Annotated in this window: 16 protein-coding genes; 4 read left to right on the top strand and 12 right to left on the bottom strand. The window is 46.7% G+C overall.

Annotation, left to right across the window (positions count from 1 at the left end; translation table 11 throughout):
* Positions 1 to 18: 18 nt before the first annotated feature.
* The 3 genes from GJR95_RS01765 to GJR95_RS01755 form a co-directional block, all read right to left on the bottom strand.
* Positions 19 to 357, bottom strand: a complete 339-nt coding sequence (locus GJR95_RS01765; RefSeq protein ID WP_162384249.1) for a PadR family transcriptional regulator — start codon at positions 355 to 357, stop codon at positions 19 to 21.
* A gap of 1,069 nt (positions 358 to 1,426) precedes the next feature.
* A complete protein-coding gene (locus GJR95_RS01760; RefSeq protein WP_162384248.1) occupies positions 1,427 to 1,612 on the bottom strand; it encodes a hypothetical protein in 186 nt (61 codons plus the stop codon).
* A gap of 103 nt (positions 1,613 to 1,715) precedes the next feature.
* Positions 1,716 to 2,120, bottom strand: coding sequence for a nuclear transport factor 2 family protein (locus tag GJR95_RS01755; protein ID WP_162384247.1), 405 nt, complete (start codon positions 2,118 to 2,120; stop codon positions 1,716 to 1,718).
* A 188-nt stretch (positions 2,121 to 2,308) separates the two neighbouring features.
* Here GJR95_RS01755 and GJR95_RS42475 point away from each other — a divergent pair, with 188 nt between their 5' ends.
* From GJR95_RS42475 to GJR95_RS01745, 3 genes are all read left to right on the top strand, one after another.
* Entirely contained in the window at positions 2,309 to 2,434 is a 126-nt protein-coding gene (locus tag GJR95_RS42475) for a hypothetical protein (protein WP_262889749.1), read from the top strand.
* A gap of 59 nt (positions 2,435 to 2,493) precedes the next feature.
* A complete protein-coding gene (locus GJR95_RS01750) occupies positions 2,494 to 3,141 on the top strand; it encodes a hypothetical protein (protein WP_162384246.1) in 648 nt (215 codons plus the stop codon).
* 320 nt (positions 3,142 to 3,461) lie between these two features.
* A complete protein-coding gene (locus tag GJR95_RS01745; protein ID WP_162384245.1) occupies positions 3,462 to 3,740 on the top strand; it encodes a hypothetical protein in 279 nt (92 codons plus the stop codon).
* Between the two features lie 31 nt (positions 3,741 to 3,771).
* On the opposite strand, the gene GJR95_RS01740 is transcribed toward GJR95_RS01745, so the two are convergent.
* Together GJR95_RS01740 and GJR95_RS01735 are read right to left on the bottom strand one after the other, a co-directional pair.
* Positions 3,772 to 5,367 (bottom strand): hypothetical protein, encoded by a 1,596-nt coding sequence (locus tag GJR95_RS01740; protein ID WP_162384244.1) that lies wholly within the window; start codon positions 5,365 to 5,367, stop codon positions 3,772 to 3,774.
* A gap of 20 nt (positions 5,368 to 5,387) precedes the next feature.
* A complete protein-coding gene (locus tag GJR95_RS01735; RefSeq protein WP_162384243.1) occupies positions 5,388 to 6,077 on the bottom strand; it encodes a hypothetical protein in 690 nt (229 codons plus the stop codon).
* A 580-nt stretch (positions 6,078 to 6,657) separates the two neighbouring features.
* Here GJR95_RS01735 and GJR95_RS01730 point away from each other — a divergent pair.
* Entirely contained in the window at positions 6,658 to 7,140 is a 483-nt protein-coding gene (locus tag GJR95_RS01730) for a response regulator (RefSeq protein WP_162384242.1), read from the top strand.
* Here GJR95_RS01730 and GJR95_RS01725 read toward each other — a convergent pair.
* The 7 genes from GJR95_RS01725 to miaE all read right to left on the bottom strand — a co-directional run bounded on the left by GJR95_RS01725 (position 7,130) and on the right by miaE (position 16,137).
* Positions 7,130 to 7,666 (bottom strand): hypothetical protein, encoded by a 537-nt coding sequence (locus GJR95_RS01725; protein WP_162384241.1) that lies wholly within the window; start codon positions 7,664 to 7,666, stop codon positions 7,130 to 7,132. The genes GJR95_RS01730 and GJR95_RS01725 overlap by 11 nt on opposite strands.
* A gap of 497 nt (positions 7,667 to 8,163) precedes the next feature.
* A complete protein-coding gene (locus GJR95_RS01720) occupies positions 8,164 to 8,718 on the bottom strand; it encodes a hypothetical protein (RefSeq protein ID WP_162384240.1) in 555 nt (184 codons plus the stop codon).
* A 186-nt stretch (positions 8,719 to 8,904) separates the two neighbouring features.
* Positions 8,905 to 9,303: a hypothetical protein gene (locus GJR95_RS01715; RefSeq protein WP_162384239.1), complete on the bottom strand. Its 399-nt coding sequence runs from the start codon at positions 9,301 to 9,303 to the stop codon at positions 8,905 to 8,907.
* Positions 9,304 to 9,667: 364 nt separating this feature from the next.
* On the bottom strand, positions 9,668 to 10,369 hold the full coding sequence (locus GJR95_RS01710; RefSeq protein WP_162384238.1) for an NUDIX hydrolase: 702 nt from the start codon (positions 10,367 to 10,369) through the stop codon (positions 9,668 to 9,670).
* A gap of 139 nt (positions 10,370 to 10,508) precedes the next feature.
* Complete coding sequence (locus tag GJR95_RS01705; protein WP_232541050.1) at positions 10,509 to 12,215, bottom strand: tetratricopeptide repeat protein; 1,707 nt, start codon at positions 12,213 to 12,215, stop codon at positions 10,509 to 10,511.
* 254 nt (positions 12,216 to 12,469) lie between these two features.
* Positions 12,470 to 15,454 carry a PD-(D/E)XK nuclease family protein gene (locus GJR95_RS01700; RefSeq protein WP_162384237.1) on the bottom strand — a complete coding sequence of 995 codons (2,985 nt, stop codon included), beginning with the start codon at positions 15,452 to 15,454 and terminating at the stop codon, positions 12,470 to 12,472.
* Between the two features lie 86 nt (positions 15,455 to 15,540).
* A complete protein-coding gene (gene miaE / locus GJR95_RS01695; RefSeq protein WP_162384236.1) occupies positions 15,541 to 16,137 on the bottom strand; it encodes a tRNA-(ms[2]io[6]A)-hydroxylase in 597 nt (198 codons plus the stop codon).
* Positions 16,138 to 16,493: the final 356 nt, after the last annotated feature.

The following is a 16,493-nucleotide window of genomic DNA, read 5'->3' as shown; positions in this document are numbered from 1 at the left end:
GTAACGACAGGAGTTGGATTATTGACCAATCAATTGAAGTTTACCATCTGGGATAGCCTGCCATAACTGCTGACGCATAGCCTGGATCTCCAGCAGGGCTTTGCTGCCCAAGGCAGTTAAGGCAAAAAATCGCTTTCGCCTTCCGCCCCGCTCGGCGGTGGCACCACCCAGCTGTGAGGATAAATAGCCTTTTTCTTCGAGTCGGTAAAGCGTTGCATGGACAGCACTGATGGTAATGCTGCGGCCGGTCTGCTGCTGAAGTTGCTCCCAGATAATGACTCCATAAGCCTCTTCTCCACAAGCCGCCAACACCAGCAGGACTACTTCTTCAAACTCCCCCAGAAAGGTTCTTTTCATTGGATTGGCACTCTGAACTGTTAGTTATAGTAAAGCAAAACAAATCCAGTGCCAATCTAGACGATATGGCGATTGGGCTGAATAAGACCCTATTTGTTTTGAATAGCTCAGTAGTTTCTGTCCAGAAACGGACAGCCAGCGGACACGGGTGGACAACAAAAATATGTAGCTGTAAAAGGTTGCGGAATCCCATTTAGCGACAACCCTCGTTTGAATAAAGCCGATACTAATGGGTGAACCGATTGAAGAAGCCCAGTTCATTCAGGAACACATGAATCTTTTGCACAACTTTACGAGCCGTTACTATTGCCCTTCTCTTACAGTTGCTTTATGTTACCCAAATTAACATAGATTTACATATTGTGCGTTACTTTTCCTAAGGAATAGCACCTATCCCCAGGTTATCTACATTTATCCCTAATGCCGCCTGTAGAGAATATTTACAAAAAGAGAGTTTTGTGTCTACTACTACCCTGAACTGGCAACAGCAGGCATTATTGTTGTACCAACTTGTGCATTAACAACTTTATTTGGATAGTAGTTTACTAACGCCGTATCGAATAGACACGGCGTTTTTTATGCTACCTGCCCAAGGCTAGCTGTCGTTAAATTTGACCGGGTAGTCCTTTTTAATGCGTATATCGATCGGCAGCACAATAGCTTACCCCTACCCATAAATTCAGGCCAGATTAGCTTAAAACACTTGTTGAGAGTTTCCTTAATGATATACCTGAACAGATGAAGGCCGAGGCAATTTTAATTGCCCACTGGCCTGGTTTTTGCTTGCTGGCCAGCGGGCAATTAGTAGCGATGTAGAAAGGCAGAAAAGCCGGGATTTGGCCAGGTAAGTTATTGCTTTTTTGTTGAGCGATGGCTAATTAGGAATGTCTGGTTCTGCATGTGATAAAGATGCACTATTGTTACTATTTTTGTTATCCAATAAATAAGTACGATATTGCACTATACAATTAGGATTCAATACAATAAGAGATCAGAAAGCCCGGATTCGGTGAGTCCGGGCATTTTTATTGTTCACGTTTTAGCGATGTGTTGATGTGGTGTCACTTTCTCAAAACTGAAATAGCCAGGACGGTTCGCCGAGCGACGGTTCGCCGATGCGACGGTTCGCCGATGCGACGGTTCGCCGATGCGACGGTTCGCCGATGCGACGGTTCGCCGATGCGACGGTTCGCCGATGCGACGGTTCGCCGATGCGACGGTTCGCCGATGCGATTCTCAAAACCTGGTCGTTCATAGCAGACGCGGTTTTGAGAAACCGTAGAGGTCAGGTTGAAGGACCTGACCTCACGGCAATAAACCTGGCCTCACTCACGCGAATACCCGCGAACATTGATAAATCAAGCCGTGTAGGCTTTAAGTACATTCTCAACGGAATTAAAGGTCGTAATCTTCGTAACCTTCCCTTCGGCAATCTGCCAGACGTGTACCCATCGGTTCTGATAGGTTTTCTGTGTTTTATTCACCATTGCCTCTTCAGAGCCAAGAACGACAACAGTCGACTCACTGGCTAAAAAATCCGTGGGAGCAAACGTGGATATGGTTAGGTCTGAACCCATTTTGGTAAACAGTTCACCCAATTGCTTTTTCCCGCTATATATTCCGTTCAGGGAAACGCCCTCGATGTAGAGTGAATGCCATTCAACAGAGTCATGAAGTTGGTCAAATAAGCGGGCCAAGTCACCCATGCCAAAGGCCTGGTAACAGCTTTGTACAAGAGCTGTATTGGTTTGAGAGCTAGTCATGTTGTTGGGGTGTAGATTTTTTTACTGGTTAATCGAGCTAAGTCACATTCTACTTAATCTGTGACGGACGAGCTTAACAGGTTTTCCCGATCAGTGTTTAAAATTAATTGCCCGGTAATTGATATCCCCAGGATTGGCTGCTAATCACCGGAGAATGTACGTGAACGACAGAGTTGAGGTAATGAACCATGAATCCTGTTCACCTGAGGCAATTTGCGGTTGAGGTTCGACTGCAACACATCTGGAAGCAGCAAATAGCCCCTCCGTGTGGAGACAATCATGCAAAAAAAAGCATTCACTCGTCGGGAGAGTAACCCAAAGCAACGGTTTCCCCCAACTTAGCATCTTTAGCTGGTAAACCGACATTCCATCCATGACTCCTGCTCAACAAAATATACTATCGCTGGTCTGTCTACTGGTCATCATGGCTTTTACCATAGCTAAATACATAGACAGTCAATCTATCGTCAGATGGTCCGGTAAACAGGCTCTTACCGATCAGCTTAGCCCAGATAACCTGCAAAAAAATCAACTTGTTTTAGCGGACAATGTATCATTAAACGCCGATCCCGGGCGAAAGCAGAAAATAAAGGACTTTAATGATATAGCTTCCCTACAAACTCACCTGAGCCGGGTCGGGACTGGTAAATTACACGGATGGCGGCAGGCTGATCTGGGTTGGTTATCATCGGGCGATGTGTATCATTTCGGTTCACCAGGGCCGAACGGGCTTCGTAATAACTTTTCGCTCTCGCTGCAATCTCCTACTGAAACGTCTATTCAAACACTTACTCTTAAGGTCAACCTCAATAACCCTAATCAGAAGCATATATTACTTATGGAATATGCCTCGATTGGCCAAAGTACGCTAAAAGCCATTGGCATTCCCGCACCAGCTGGCTTATTATCAGCCTTGCTGAATGGAGACCCTTTTGAGGACGAGAACGATCAGCGATTGATTCGCAATGTGTTTGAGCCGGGTCGGATCGACTCCTGGAAACTGATTGTAGTTTCGCACTAACCAGTTCTCCAGGCTTGAAATCGGAAATCAAGTAAACATCGACAGAACGACAAACCTGTTGCTTGCCTTAAATAGTATAAATTGAACTGCCTAAGCTAATCACATGGGTTATTGCTCTATGCTAGTGTCCTGATCTGTAAAGTGCCCGTTATTAACCTGAGCCGGACACTTTACAATAGAAATATCAACTAAGGGTTCAACAGCTTCATCTGAACCACCCCAATGCCACATACTAGCCTGAATAAGCTAGTAGAGAATGAAGGTTTATGTGTTTTACTAGTCTGGGATACACAACCATTACTTTTAAATCGACTCAGCTAATGAAAACAATTCATTTTTCACTCGACCTGCGCTCCTTTTTTCTGGGTGCCCTTACCATAATAGGCGTTCTGATTCTGGCGAATTTTACCGCTAAAGGAACGAATCAACCAGAACCTGGCCAGACCGATACGCGTCGTTTCCAGGCCGTATCAAGTGAACGGGAATCCATTATTCTCGACACCAGGACTGGCCAGTTTGTTATATTACCAAGTTACCTTGGACAACCCCGCTGGATCAAAGCCGACTTTGATGAGATTCAAACGAAGGCTAAAAAATAGCCTAAACCAGACTCCAGGTACATTCTAGTCGCTACTGTTGACAGATACTGATCGTATCTGGAAGCTTGATACGGATGGTCTGATTCCCTGATGTTTGTCCGGAATTGATACGAACGGAGTTGAAACCATTGTAATCAACTCCGGCTTCATACTCTGTATTGGGCTCAAGACCAACCAGCTTCCCCTGGCCTGCCGTCAAAAATGATTGTTGCCAATTGGTGGTTCCAACTTTCCGGTACCGTACCCAGGCGCTGGGAGAAACGACTATATCTGTTCTATTTTCGCAATAAGCGGTAACCGAAATGTCCAGATCAATTAGATTTTGTGGATAGGTAACAGAGGCCGTGTGACTTCCGCAGGCATCACTAACCGTCGAACTACCAACAAGCTTACCGTCGGGCGAAAACAAGTCCAGGCGAGCAGCCCCTGATGATAGTCTGGGAATGGTAATGGTATTCTCCGATGATAAACCGTCGCTCACGTATTGCTGGTTGGCATTGTAAAGTACCCATTTTATGGGCTTCCCTTCCGGTTTTCCCGATAGGGTCCATTGGCCTCCATTAACGCAATCACCCGATGGTGTCCAAAAGGCCAGGTGATAGCCCGACAAATGCCTAACCGGAATCGAGACCACTAAACCAGTGCCTGCCTGTGTGAGTGGTACATTTTGCTCGTAGGTCCATTCGCCTGTAGTCTCGTTATAGCTAAATACAGGAAGCTGGTCCCCCGGTTTTAACGGCTGGCCAGTCAGTGGATTCTTAAGTTGACCAGCGATTTCCAGCGTGGCCATAATTGGCTGGCCAAGCGTAGTTACTCGCTGACCGCTTGCCGTAGTAAGTTCAATAGACACGTATCCAATGGGCGAAAATGTCCCTTTAACATTCGTATTACCCCGGTCGTCGCGGGTTACTCGTGTGGTAAATCCTCCCGGAAAAGCGCGTAACGAAGGTTCTGTTTGACTCGAATAGGCAACTAGTTGTGCAGATAGATTCCCGACAACAGGTTGCCCTTTAGCATCTGTCAGGAGTGTGTTGGCGGGTATAGTTACGGTTGCACTGGTCGTCATCGATGCGTTCGATGGCGTCGTTATTGTTCTCGCCTGCTTTGTCATACCCGTCGTTGCGGTTTCAATACCCTCCTGATTAAGAACAACACCGGCTGGCGGATCGGTTTTTTTTACAAGCCGGATTGAAAAGGGTTCTGGTTTGGCTTTGTCGATGAATAAATAAATGCTTGAATGGATATAACCGGTTGCACTGACGACAATCCTTAATTCGGCCGGTTTGGTGGACGACGGAACATTGCCGGTTAAGCCCAGGAATAAATCTGCTTTAGGGCTTTGAAAAGATGATACCGCTTCACCCTCATAACTAACAACCCGACTTGCATCGGGCCCGAAAATAGTAAACTGAACGGGCACATTGAGCGGAGTGCCGGTTTTAGCGTCAACCACCAATCCCTGAATGGTGGTGGGTGAAGGTTCATAATTGATCTTGAATACAACGCCTTTCAGCGGATCAAGCTGTTGAATGTCTTTCAGATCCTGGCACCCCACGATCAATATGATTAGGAGACTTGACAGGATCGACTTGTTCATACGATTTAACCAGCCGATTTGGTTGTTCATGTTCATGGCGGTATAGCTAGCTAATTGCGAGTGAATCGAATCGTGTAAGAAAGGCCAATGCTGATTAACGGATAGTATTTCAGCGGTTTAAGGTTATTTTCGATCACCGGTCCCTGATCGCTGGAAGGTGTCAGCATACCCGTTGTGACGAGTGTGATGCCAGGGGATTGCTGGTAAAAGAAACCGACATCGGCCATGAGCTTTATCCTGCTGCGCATAAACGGATGCCCCCAGCCAATTCCCGCGTAAGGGGCTATACGCGGGAAATCTGCCTTCCCTTCAACAATGCCAATCTGATCAATCGTGAAAACGACATCGTTAAACCGAACGTCTTTCGTAGGCTTACCCAGAAAGGTGACCTGATTTAAGTTGTAAAAAGCACCTGCCGTAAGTCGAAATCCCGTTTGTTTAAACGGATAAAAATCGAGTAACGCATTGAAGGATAGCAGGTTGATGGTGTAATTAAACCCAAGCTGGAGCTCATCCGATTCATTCTCCGAAGTTAACGTTCCTTTATACGTGAATTTGTTAGCCCCGATTCGTAGTGCTAGCTGTTGAGAAAGCGATTTATCAATCTCAAGCCCAAATCCAGCTGTGCCTGCCTGGGCAATGAGGGCGATACCTGGATTGTATGATGTACTTCCGTTGTACTGACCCCTGCTTAGGCAGGGCAGCAATATCAGGACCCAAAAAAGCGATAATGGCTTCATACCTTAGGCTATCTTTAGAAAAAGAGTATAGTTTATAATATACTATTTTAGTAGACATTTTGTTTTCTAATTTTACAATTGATTAACTATTTAATCCATTGATCAATAATGATTTAGGGGGCTACAGACTGGAATCACGTTAGCTCAGGTAGATTCTTTTCTACATTGGTGCCGTTTAATCAGAAAGTGACTTTATGATTAACCCACTTCCGCAAGCTTGCATGTTCAGGCTGGGTTCTACTATCCGATTCTAGCTCAGAGCCAAACAAACCTGGCCGACTAAGCAGGCATGAGCGATAAACTGCGTGTGTTTGGTGGTGCCCCGATCGGCTTCATTAACTCGCTGGTCGAGTGACAGGGTTATTTCTGGCCTAAGGCAGAATTTTCCAAAAGGATTAGGTAGCTAATGGCTGTGATTAAAAAACGCCGGGGTTCAGGTATAGCCAGGCATTTGGCGTCTTTTTGCTTCGAGTTGTCAGCTAGTAATCAATATCGCTACGATGGCTAATCAGTCAGGTTAAATTTTATAACCTATAGACAAATAGATTGTTAATAAGAGACATTAACACGCTATCGACCCATGAAACTGACTGCTGATCAATTAGCTCGAAAATCCAACTTCAATCAGGCTAAGTTATTGATCGTTGAAGATAATGATGATCATTGGCTACTTATCCAGTCCGCTATTCGTCAGTGCCTAATTGAAGTAACCGTCGTACGGGTTAGTACGCCACAGCAGGCACTGGATCGGCTGGATCAGTGGCAATATCAGGAATGGGAACAACCGAAATTGATTTTACTGGATCTGTACCTTCCCCGCAATTCGGATGGCTGGCAGCTACTCGAACAAATCAAACAAATGCCTGCCCCGCTAAGCCATGTTCCGATCGTTATCTTTAGTTCTTCAGAGGATAACGACGACATTCTTAAAGCCTACCAGTTGGGCGCATCCTCCTATCTGATCAAACCGATGAATGCCGAAGAGTGGCTATTTTTCTTCCGCAAGCTTCGGAGTTACTGGTGGGAAACGGCTACGCTTCCACGTTCTGGGTTTAGTTTTTGATCGTTAACTCGCGAAGTCGGTTTAGGGCTTGTTGATGGCTTAAGGAAACCTTTCTGAGCTGCTCCTCATAGTTGTTCAACAGAGAGACAAAGTGATCGCTGACCGGTGAAAAATTTAAATCATGTGGCTTACAGCTTTCAGCCCGACAACGCAGTTGCTTAAAGTGCCTGATGGTGCTCTCAATTATTGCCATTTGTTTTTCGTAATGATCGATCTGTTTCTTAAGCCATTCGATCAACTCCTGAAGGATACCATAAACTGGTAATCCAGACTCCGGAGCATGATCCAGAACCGAAAGCCATTCCTGTTTTAAGTTTTCAATGGCACGCAGAAAAGGAATTCCATCAAACGCGTCGAGCGGGAGTTGAGTTAGCTGACCATCCTCTTCCGTACAGGCTTGTAGTAAAGTATCTCCCCGGACAACAATCTGATTTAGAAAGTCAAAGGCCTGTTCAAGTTCATGAAACTGGCAGGAAAACTCACGGGTTCGACAGTGCCCATCAATTGTAGTTATGAAAAGAACCATAGGACTAACGGGATTAACTGCGTTCATTTAGCTATAAAACGAGATTAGTCAATTAAAGGCTTGTTTGTAAGGCTAAAATTTAGGTTTGGGCCAGACACATTTGATTCATCCTTTCGCCCAGTGTAGAAGGTTACACAATCAATAAATGCGGGTAGTTTTCAGCTACTACTTAGTCTGGATTAGGACTTTCGCTTCGAGTCGTGCCATCGCAGCCGCGGACGGTCGCAACGGAGGAACAGTGGTTAGTGATGCTGCTCCTGATAATCACCGTCCACGGCTGGGGTTGTACGGCTCTGACTCTAACCGAAAGTACTGCTGTTTTCTTTGCAGCAGTATGTTTGCGCTATTGAGTAGAATGGTATAGCTGATTTAGCATACGACCAAAAGAGGATCTATGAGACCAAGTAGATTTAACGTCCCGTTCCCTCGCATTTAGTTAGCTATAAAGGTCAAAAGCGTCTCGACATACAACCTGATCGTTTTTGAAAAATCGTTCATTACAAAGAAGCCATTGCAGAGGCTCGACCTGACTTTTGTAAATCGATAAGCAGCGAAATGTTTAGCAGGAGATAACCAATGATACACACCGGCAGGAGATACCGCAAGTAGATGGCTAACCAGAAGGAATTCTGAATATAACCTGTCCAGTAAGTGGTTAACGTGTAGTCGGGATAAGCCTCCAGAAGAAACCGAACGGTTTGAGTAATTGGACTAAAAATGAGATAAGCAAGAAGCAAAACAGGCAGAAAACTGAGTTCATAACGGACAAGGGATGTCCAGTTTAATTTTACATGGGTAATCTTAAACAGGCGGTGAAACAGATTCAGCAAGGCCGCGATAATTAGCGCGGTAGTGATCTCAGGAATAATCAGGCTTCGCACCAGGACGGTTATATAGGCCGATAGTCCACCCTCACGATTGACTAGGTTTAGTTTTGCCTCATAGGCGATGTTCCAGGACAGGAACTCGATGAGCACCACTATTGCAAGCAGAATAATCAGACTGCTCAAGGGATTCTTTAGAAAACTGCGAGTCACCTGAACTTCGTTCATACTGAGTTTGGATTTACCACCAAGGTCAATAAACTACAATATACCATTGACTATAAGCAATTTAGAAGATTGTAAGCAATTGACCGAGCAAATTGATCGATCGGTTGCAGGTAGCTTGATAACAAATCTATCAGCCGAGCCGCCGGGGCGGTTTCAAAAACCTGATAGATTTACCTTGGCCGAGCTCTAGTCTTCCAGTAATGTTAACCCTTTCTCTTTATCCAGAAAATAATGACGGTAGGTCGATGCACCATTAAAGCCTACATCGAGCCAGAACTCCGTCTCCGAAACCAGCGATGTCATGCTCTGAACCGAATGGCCCCCATACACCCGAAAGTAATAGGTGCGTCCTCGCTCGAAATGTAAATAGGCGGTTTTCTTATTGGTTACGACAATTCCTAAACTATCCGCGTTTGTTTCCAGTAGTGTGCAGCGACCAATCTTGATGGGCTTATCCGGATTCAGTGTCGTATGGAATGAATTGGCAGGCATAGCTACAAAATACAGCCTTGTGGTCGCCGGACTCTGGCAAAAGGCAATAGCGCTAACCATCATTAGCTTTAGGAAGAACAGGCGTGTTTTCATAAGTTGAGGCTTTCCCATAAAACAGCCAAATGCACTCTCTTTACTGTATCAATGCGGTAAACAGTGCCTACTCTGTGAATCAAATCAGAAGTATTCTATCAAAAAAACGCCCGATCTCAGAGAAATCGGGCGTTCACTTCTATCCACACTTTTTTAGGCTTTTAGACCCAGAAAAGGGCTATACACGGCTACCGTGTACAGACTCTATAACAAGTACTTACCAATTAGTTTATACCCATCGAATGTTTTTCAGCCAGGCTCAAACGGATCTGACATACGTTGGCAAATGGAGCATCTTCCTCGGGTAAATCAGTAGCAGTTTCCGTCAATTATTCCAATTGTTCACATATCAGCAACTATACGCTTACAGCACAGCGTCTGGATTGGGAATAAAGTTTAAAAAGGAATGGGTCGATTGTTGGTATTTCTGCGTATCAACCTGGTAGAAATAAGCTCCTTTCCGGGAGAACCCTTTTTGCTTCTCATCTAATTTAATGAGCAGATTTGTCGAGAGGATTTTCCGACTAAAGTTCCTTTTATCGAATTCTGTATTGTAAATGGCATCGTACAGCTTCTTAAGTTGAGGAATGGTAAATTTCTCGGGTAAGAGTTCAAAGCCAATTGGATGCTGAGATGCTTTATAGCGCAGTCGCTTAATGGCTAAATCCACCATATCGGCATGGTCGAAAAGCAGGGTTGGTAAGTCGTAAAGTGAAAACCAGCGGGCCTGATAGGTCTCCGAAATTTTAGATGCATAATCCGCTACTTTCACTAGGGCAAAATAGGCTACCGAAATCGTGCGGGCAATTGGATCGCGATCAGGATCACCAAAGACACTAAGCTGCTCCAGATAGACATTGTTTAAGCCCGTGAGTTCCAGCAGTATTCGGGCGGCTGCCTGTCCTAAACTCTCGTCGGGTTGCAGCCAGCCGCCCATCAACGACCAGGTGGTTTCTTCTACTCCCCGTTTGACCAGTAATATCTTCAAACTTTCTCCATCGAAACCGAAAATAATGGAATCCAATGCTAGTAGATAGGCATGTTGCTTTTTATACTGATCGATCATTCGTTGCAATAAAGAGTGCCGTTTAGAAAACTGATGGGCCTATTTTAGACTTCCAGGATTGGCATTTCTGCTCATCAAAATAGAAATGGTACAAACTAAATGCAAACTACGTGATTTTGTATTCAGAAACGCATCTGGGCTAATCACTCCGTTTTCCAGCTTTCAGGTCTTGATCTGCCCATTTCCAGGCCAGATTCAACACCGTCTGTGTTTGCTGCGCTTTCTCGACAGCGCCCTGGCTGAGCTGAGCCTGATGCAGACCCGACAACGCCCATCCATTGCGCGGAAACACGGTCAGGTCCTGAGTTAATACTGCTTCCGCTTCACTAAAGCGTTTGGCTTTCAACAAAACAGCGCCAAGCGTATGGCGTACCGGAAAAAACCAGTCTGGTGGTTCCTGATAATTTAGTCTGTCTTCTAACGCAACGGCTTCGTTTAATAATCGGATACTGGATGATAATTGTCCTTCCTGTGCCATTATTTCGGCATTCAGCACCCGACGGGCGATCTCCAGAATTGAGCTCATCGGATTAATGCCTGCTATCTTTAAATTGGCAATATCGGGATCGGCTGTCAGCTTGTTGAGCTCCTGCAACTCCAGTTTCGCTTTCAGAAGCTGCTGTTTACCAACTAAAGCCAGGCCACGGGCATAGTGCCGAATGGCGGTCGGATACTTTAGCTTGACCGTATCGTCCCGACACATACGAAGCAATTCGTCCCATTGTGAAAACTTGATGGCTACGTGATACGGTATGGTGTAATAATGCTGAAGCGTACTCCAGGCAGGATCAGGCATCAGTTTTTTACTGGTATTTTCGGCAACTTTCCGGGCCGATTCCATCGCTAACCGGTAATTGCCCTCCATGGTAGCCGTGGCCACCAATAAGTGATAATTATGGGGAAAGTAGTTCAACGGGAACGCCCCCTGTGCATACACGCCCATCAAATAAAGGCTATCCACTTTCACGGCCTGCAAATTGCTTCGTGAACCTTCGTGGTAGTCGCCTGTGCGGATGTATATGTGTGAGGGCATATGTACCAAATGACTGGCCCTTGGTGCTACCTTTCTGAGCATAGCTGCACTATTCAGCCCTCGCTCCGGCGTTTTAGACGCTTCTACAGCATGAATGTAATAATGATTAAGGGCTATATGGCCGGGGTTATTCGCCATTAAAGTTTCCAGAGTCGTTATTATTCCGGGCGTCCAGGGCTTGGGTTGCCCATCCTGCTCCCATAAATCCCAGGGGTGTAAGTCCATCAATGATTCTGCGTAAAGAGCCGCAATGTCCGCGTCTTCGGGGAATCGTTCGTGAACTTCTTTTATTGCTATCGAATAAGCTTCATCATACGGCCTGCGGTCGTCGACGGGCGAGGCCGTATATCGTTTTGCCAGCGCATCAATCAACGCTTTTTCCTTAGCTGTACAAGTTGCCGACAATTTAACTGCCTGCTGAATGGCCACATAAGCGCGCTCATAGTTATCCGCTTCCATGCCCGCGTTATAATTTGGACCCAGCACATAGGCGAATCCCCAGTAAGCCATGGCACAGGTTGAATCAAGCCGGGTTGCTTCATAAAACGAGCGGGCAGCTTCGGCATGATTGAAGCCCACAGCCAGCATGAGTCCCTGGTTGAAATACCGTTGAACCTCCTGGTTCCGGGTAGTAATGGGGAAGTGCAGATTACCCAGGCTATCGAACAGGGGTGCCTTCTGGCCCGAGCTATACCAGGCTTTGTCAGTGGGTGCAGTGCGGCAGATAACCTGAGCTGTCGTTTGCTCGTCGGTGGCTTTTTGTCGGGATTTACAGGCCAGCAACAGGACCAGGAAGAGTACGGTTACCTTCATGCGGGTAAGGAGTTTAAGTAACGTGAATTTAGTCGTCGCAACCAGTCATTCAATTACTACTCATTTCGTTCAGGTCGTTGGCTCAATCAGAAATTGATCGAAAGCCTTCTCACAAATCGCCTAAAATACCGTACTGCTTTTCCGGCATCTGTTGGTGTATACCTCACCAAGAAACAAATTGAAAATTAGTCACTTACCGCAGTTTCGGGCAGGTAAATTACGATAAGCGGCTAACACTTATCAAGCCTATTTAGCTATCGGCCGCAGATTCCCTTAAAATCACAATACTGACACATTTCCAGCTGATCTGTTTTGCGGAACGGCTCAGTAGGGTCGAGCATTTTCTGGACCAAGGCCCGCAGCAATTCTTCCGAATCATGGATATACTGCGCTGGGCTATCATCGGCTCCGAAAGTAACTGGATTAGTTTTGAAGCCGCCCTTGAGGTCTCTGAATGAATAAAACCCAGCTTCAACGGGCAGATTAGCAGCCGGATAGATGTTTCGTTTTGCTTTGTCACGGGGCAATCCGCCGTGGTCGCGAATATTTTTGAGTGCCAGATACCGGTAGAGCCATAGCTGCCTCATTTTGTCTTCCTTACCGTCATTCAGGAGCTTTTCGGCCAGATCTTTGGGCGCTTTATCGGGCAAATCGACCTTCCCAGTTTTATAATCCACAATACGGATCTGGTCGCCGAAGCGTTCAATACGGTCAATTTTTCCGGCGATGCGCACCCGGATTGACTGGCCATTCGTGAGTGGCACATCGAGGTATGTTTCGAGGGTTTGTTCGGTGCCAATAACCGTTAGTCCTACCTGATCACTTTGCTGCCGATAGAAGTCGAGCATCAGTTTCTTAGCCAGATCGTATAGGAGCAGGTTCATGCCCGATTCAATAACCCGGCCTTTCATCGATGAGGCAAATTCCTCTTCCAGCAACTGCCGTACAATTGATTCGTCGACAGGTTTCCCTTTCAGCCGGTAATCAATATCCAGTCGTTCGAGCACCTTATGAAGCCAGCTTCCGAATTCGGCGGCTCCCATCTTTTCCTCTATTTCTTCTTCTTCGCTGATGTTCACGATCCGGCTGAAATAAAACCGCATGGAACACGTAACAAATTGATTCAGATACGAGGGATATAACCCCTTTGTTGTCAGCAGCTTGATTAGATCCGCCCGAACGCTTTCTGTTTTAGGAACGCTCAGATCGGATGTATCGGCCAATTGATTTATACCCGTTCGGCCAAAACGAACCGTTGGATGCGTAATCCGAATAAGGCCATTTGAACGAGGAACCAGTTCATGCTCAATCTGCCGGATAAACCGACTGGGTTCGCCCTTGCTGTTTCCATAGGCATCGGTTGAGGTCGTATGCAACAGCACAATATCGCTGGCCCGCTGCAGCAATCGGTAGAAGTGATACGCCATAACGGCTTCCTGGTCGCGATAGGTAGGCAGCCCTAGTTCCTGAGCAATGTCAAAGGGAATCAGCGAATTCAGTTTACGGGATTGGGGTAGAATGCCTTCGTTTACGGACAGAATAATAACCCGTTCAAAGTCCAGAGCCCGCGTTTCGAGCATACCCATGACCTGCAACTGGCTCTTCCCTTCGCTCGTGAATGGAATACTCGTCTGTCGAATCAACTCATACAGAAACTGCCGGAAGCTACGCACCGTGACGGCCGTTTCGGCATTTCCGGATTCAGTCTGTCGCTCAAGAGTTGCCTCCAGTTGTTTAAGCAGCGTAAAGAACAGGTACAGGTATTCGATTTCAATGGCATCCTGGCTAGTCCGGTATACATCACGAAGCAATTCGATCAGGTCATACAAACTGCGAATTGCCTTCATCGGTTCCTCATTTGGCCAGCGCGCAAACAGCACCTGAATCAACGGATCATGCTGGCCTAATTCGTGCATATCCTCTTCGGTGAGGTATACGCGCTGATCTTTTACGATGGTTTTTGAAATCCACTGAAACAAAGGCTCCGGGGGCAGAATCTCGCCCGTTTCCTGCACACCTCCCGGCCACTGCAACGCCCGAATCCGCTCGTATTGCTTAACGAACGGATGATTCAGGACCTTGACAACATGCCGGTGGTGGTATTTCGGAATGCGCAGATCACGCCCGTCCTTTGTTCGGAACTCATGCACGGTGCGCTGCATCTCAAACAGAGTATCAACCAGCGTGAACAGCAATGAACTGCGTAAGGATAAACCCATCGTTACGTTCAGGTCGGTAACGCTCTCATCCAGGGCGTAGAGGACGGGCATCAGTAACGTTTCATCAGCCAGCACAATGGCTGTCTTTTTGGTCGGTTCGCTCCTCTGCTCCCGACCCCAGTCGGCATAAAGCTTTCCGGCTACCTTCGCCTGCATACTGGCATTGGGAACACCAACGACACGAATATTTTTTTCGGTACCGAGCAGATTATTAGACAGTTGACTCAGGTCTTCGCGGTTCTTTTTCGAGAAGAACCAGCCATTTTCGCGGTATCGGCGCAAAAATTCACCCGCTTCCTGCCCCCAGTCACGGATGTAATATTGATCGGCATCCCAGATCAATTCAGCTTTATTCGCATCAACCAACACGCGAACAATGTGCTCCTCGGCTCGACTCAGTGCGTTGAAGCCCACAAAATAGACACGTTCATAGCTTAGATTATCCCGTATCAGTACGTCGACATTCTGGGCGAGCAACCGATAGGCCATGCCCCGATAAGCAAGTCCCTGATCGGTCAGGCGTTTTTGCAATGCATGATAGGCTATCTGAAGGTTTTCGAAGAGTTTAAAGTACCGATTTGTACCGGCCGTTTCCAGAATTGGTTTTGCGGAAGCCGGTCGATCCACCTGCCATCGTTCGAGTGCTTTGGCTGCGGTCAGGTAGCTAAACAGCTCAGGGGGATCGATCAGGTACTGATCGATCCGGTCGAAGTCGGCCAGCAGGACGGATGCCCAGCCGATAAATTGCTCGAATTCAACCAACGGATCGATCTCCCGGAAAACGTCGTAGAGTTCAAACAATAAACTTACGGAATCAACCAGCTGTAGACCAGCCGCCTGCGTTATAAAGTCATCGACGGCTAACGCATGGGGGGCCAGAAATGGTCGATCTGAAAGCGTTGCCAGCTCATCAAGAAAGACGGACACTGCCCGTCGGGTAGGCAAAATAACCCAAACATCGCTAAGGCTGGGACCGTGCGTGTCAAAAATTCGCTGAGCCGTTTGTTGAAGAAAAGTCAAATGAACGTTATGGTTAGTCGCACAGTAAAGGTACAACTTGTCGGGCACTGACTCACGTCAACAGGGCTCTTTCCTGAGCAACTATTTCAGTGCATCCGGTCGCCCCGAACTTCCAGATTCGCTATAATATCAGCTTCAACGGCCAGAAACTCCTTCCATCGCTCCCGTACGCGTTCAGCGGGTATGTATGTTTCGGCCAGCTCGATGAAATTGCGGTAGTGGCCCGCTTCGGAGATCATCAGTTCACGGTAAAATTTCCGTAAACTCTCGTCGGCAATGTGTTCAGAGAGGATTTTAAAGCGTTCGCAGCTTCGGGCTTCAATCAGGGCGTTTAGTAACAGGTTGTCCATCAGTTGTTCTTTCTGATCGCCAATCGACCGGCGTAATCGTGCCCTTAACTGATTAACATACTCATCCTTACGCTGACGGCCGAGGGGAATATTACGCTTGCGAAGTTCTTTCAAAACCCGTTGAAAATGCCCCCACTCTTCAGCAACTACTGGTGTCAGCACCTCAACCAGCTCCTCTTTGTCAGAATATTGAACGATGAGCGAGATACACGACGAAGCTGCTTTCTGTTCGCAATATGCGTGATCGATCAAAATATCGCCGATGTTCATTTCGGCGATGTTCACCCAGCGTGGATCGGTGGGCAGTTCGAGGCCTAGGGTTGTAAGCGACATAGCAATTGAGTCAGTATGCAGCAACAAAGATACGTACGAACAGACGTATTGCCCGTGAACGCCAAGGCTGATTCGCAAAGAAACCATTGGCAATAGTCGATGTTATTGATCCGTGACTTAGTCAGTAAAGCAATGGCTGTTGATGTCGGTTTCTTAAAGATGTGGTGTTGGTTATAAGAAACCGACACGGCGAGGACGGTTCGCCGTGCGATTCTCAAAACCTCGTCGTTCAGGCAGTATACGCTTCGGGAAACCACTGGGTCAGGTTGAAGAACCTGACCTCACTTAAAATAGAGCAAACCTTTCGTCCAAAGCCGTGCCACGGTTAGTTTTTGCAACATTAGAAACCATGGCAC

Origin of the sequence: Spirosoma endbachense (assembly GCF_010233585.1) — a bacterium.
Classification (GTDB): Bacteria; Bacteroidota; Bacteroidia; order Cytophagales; family Spirosomataceae; genus Spirosoma; species Spirosoma endbachense.
This window is presented reverse-complemented; position numbering and strand designations above follow the sequence as displayed.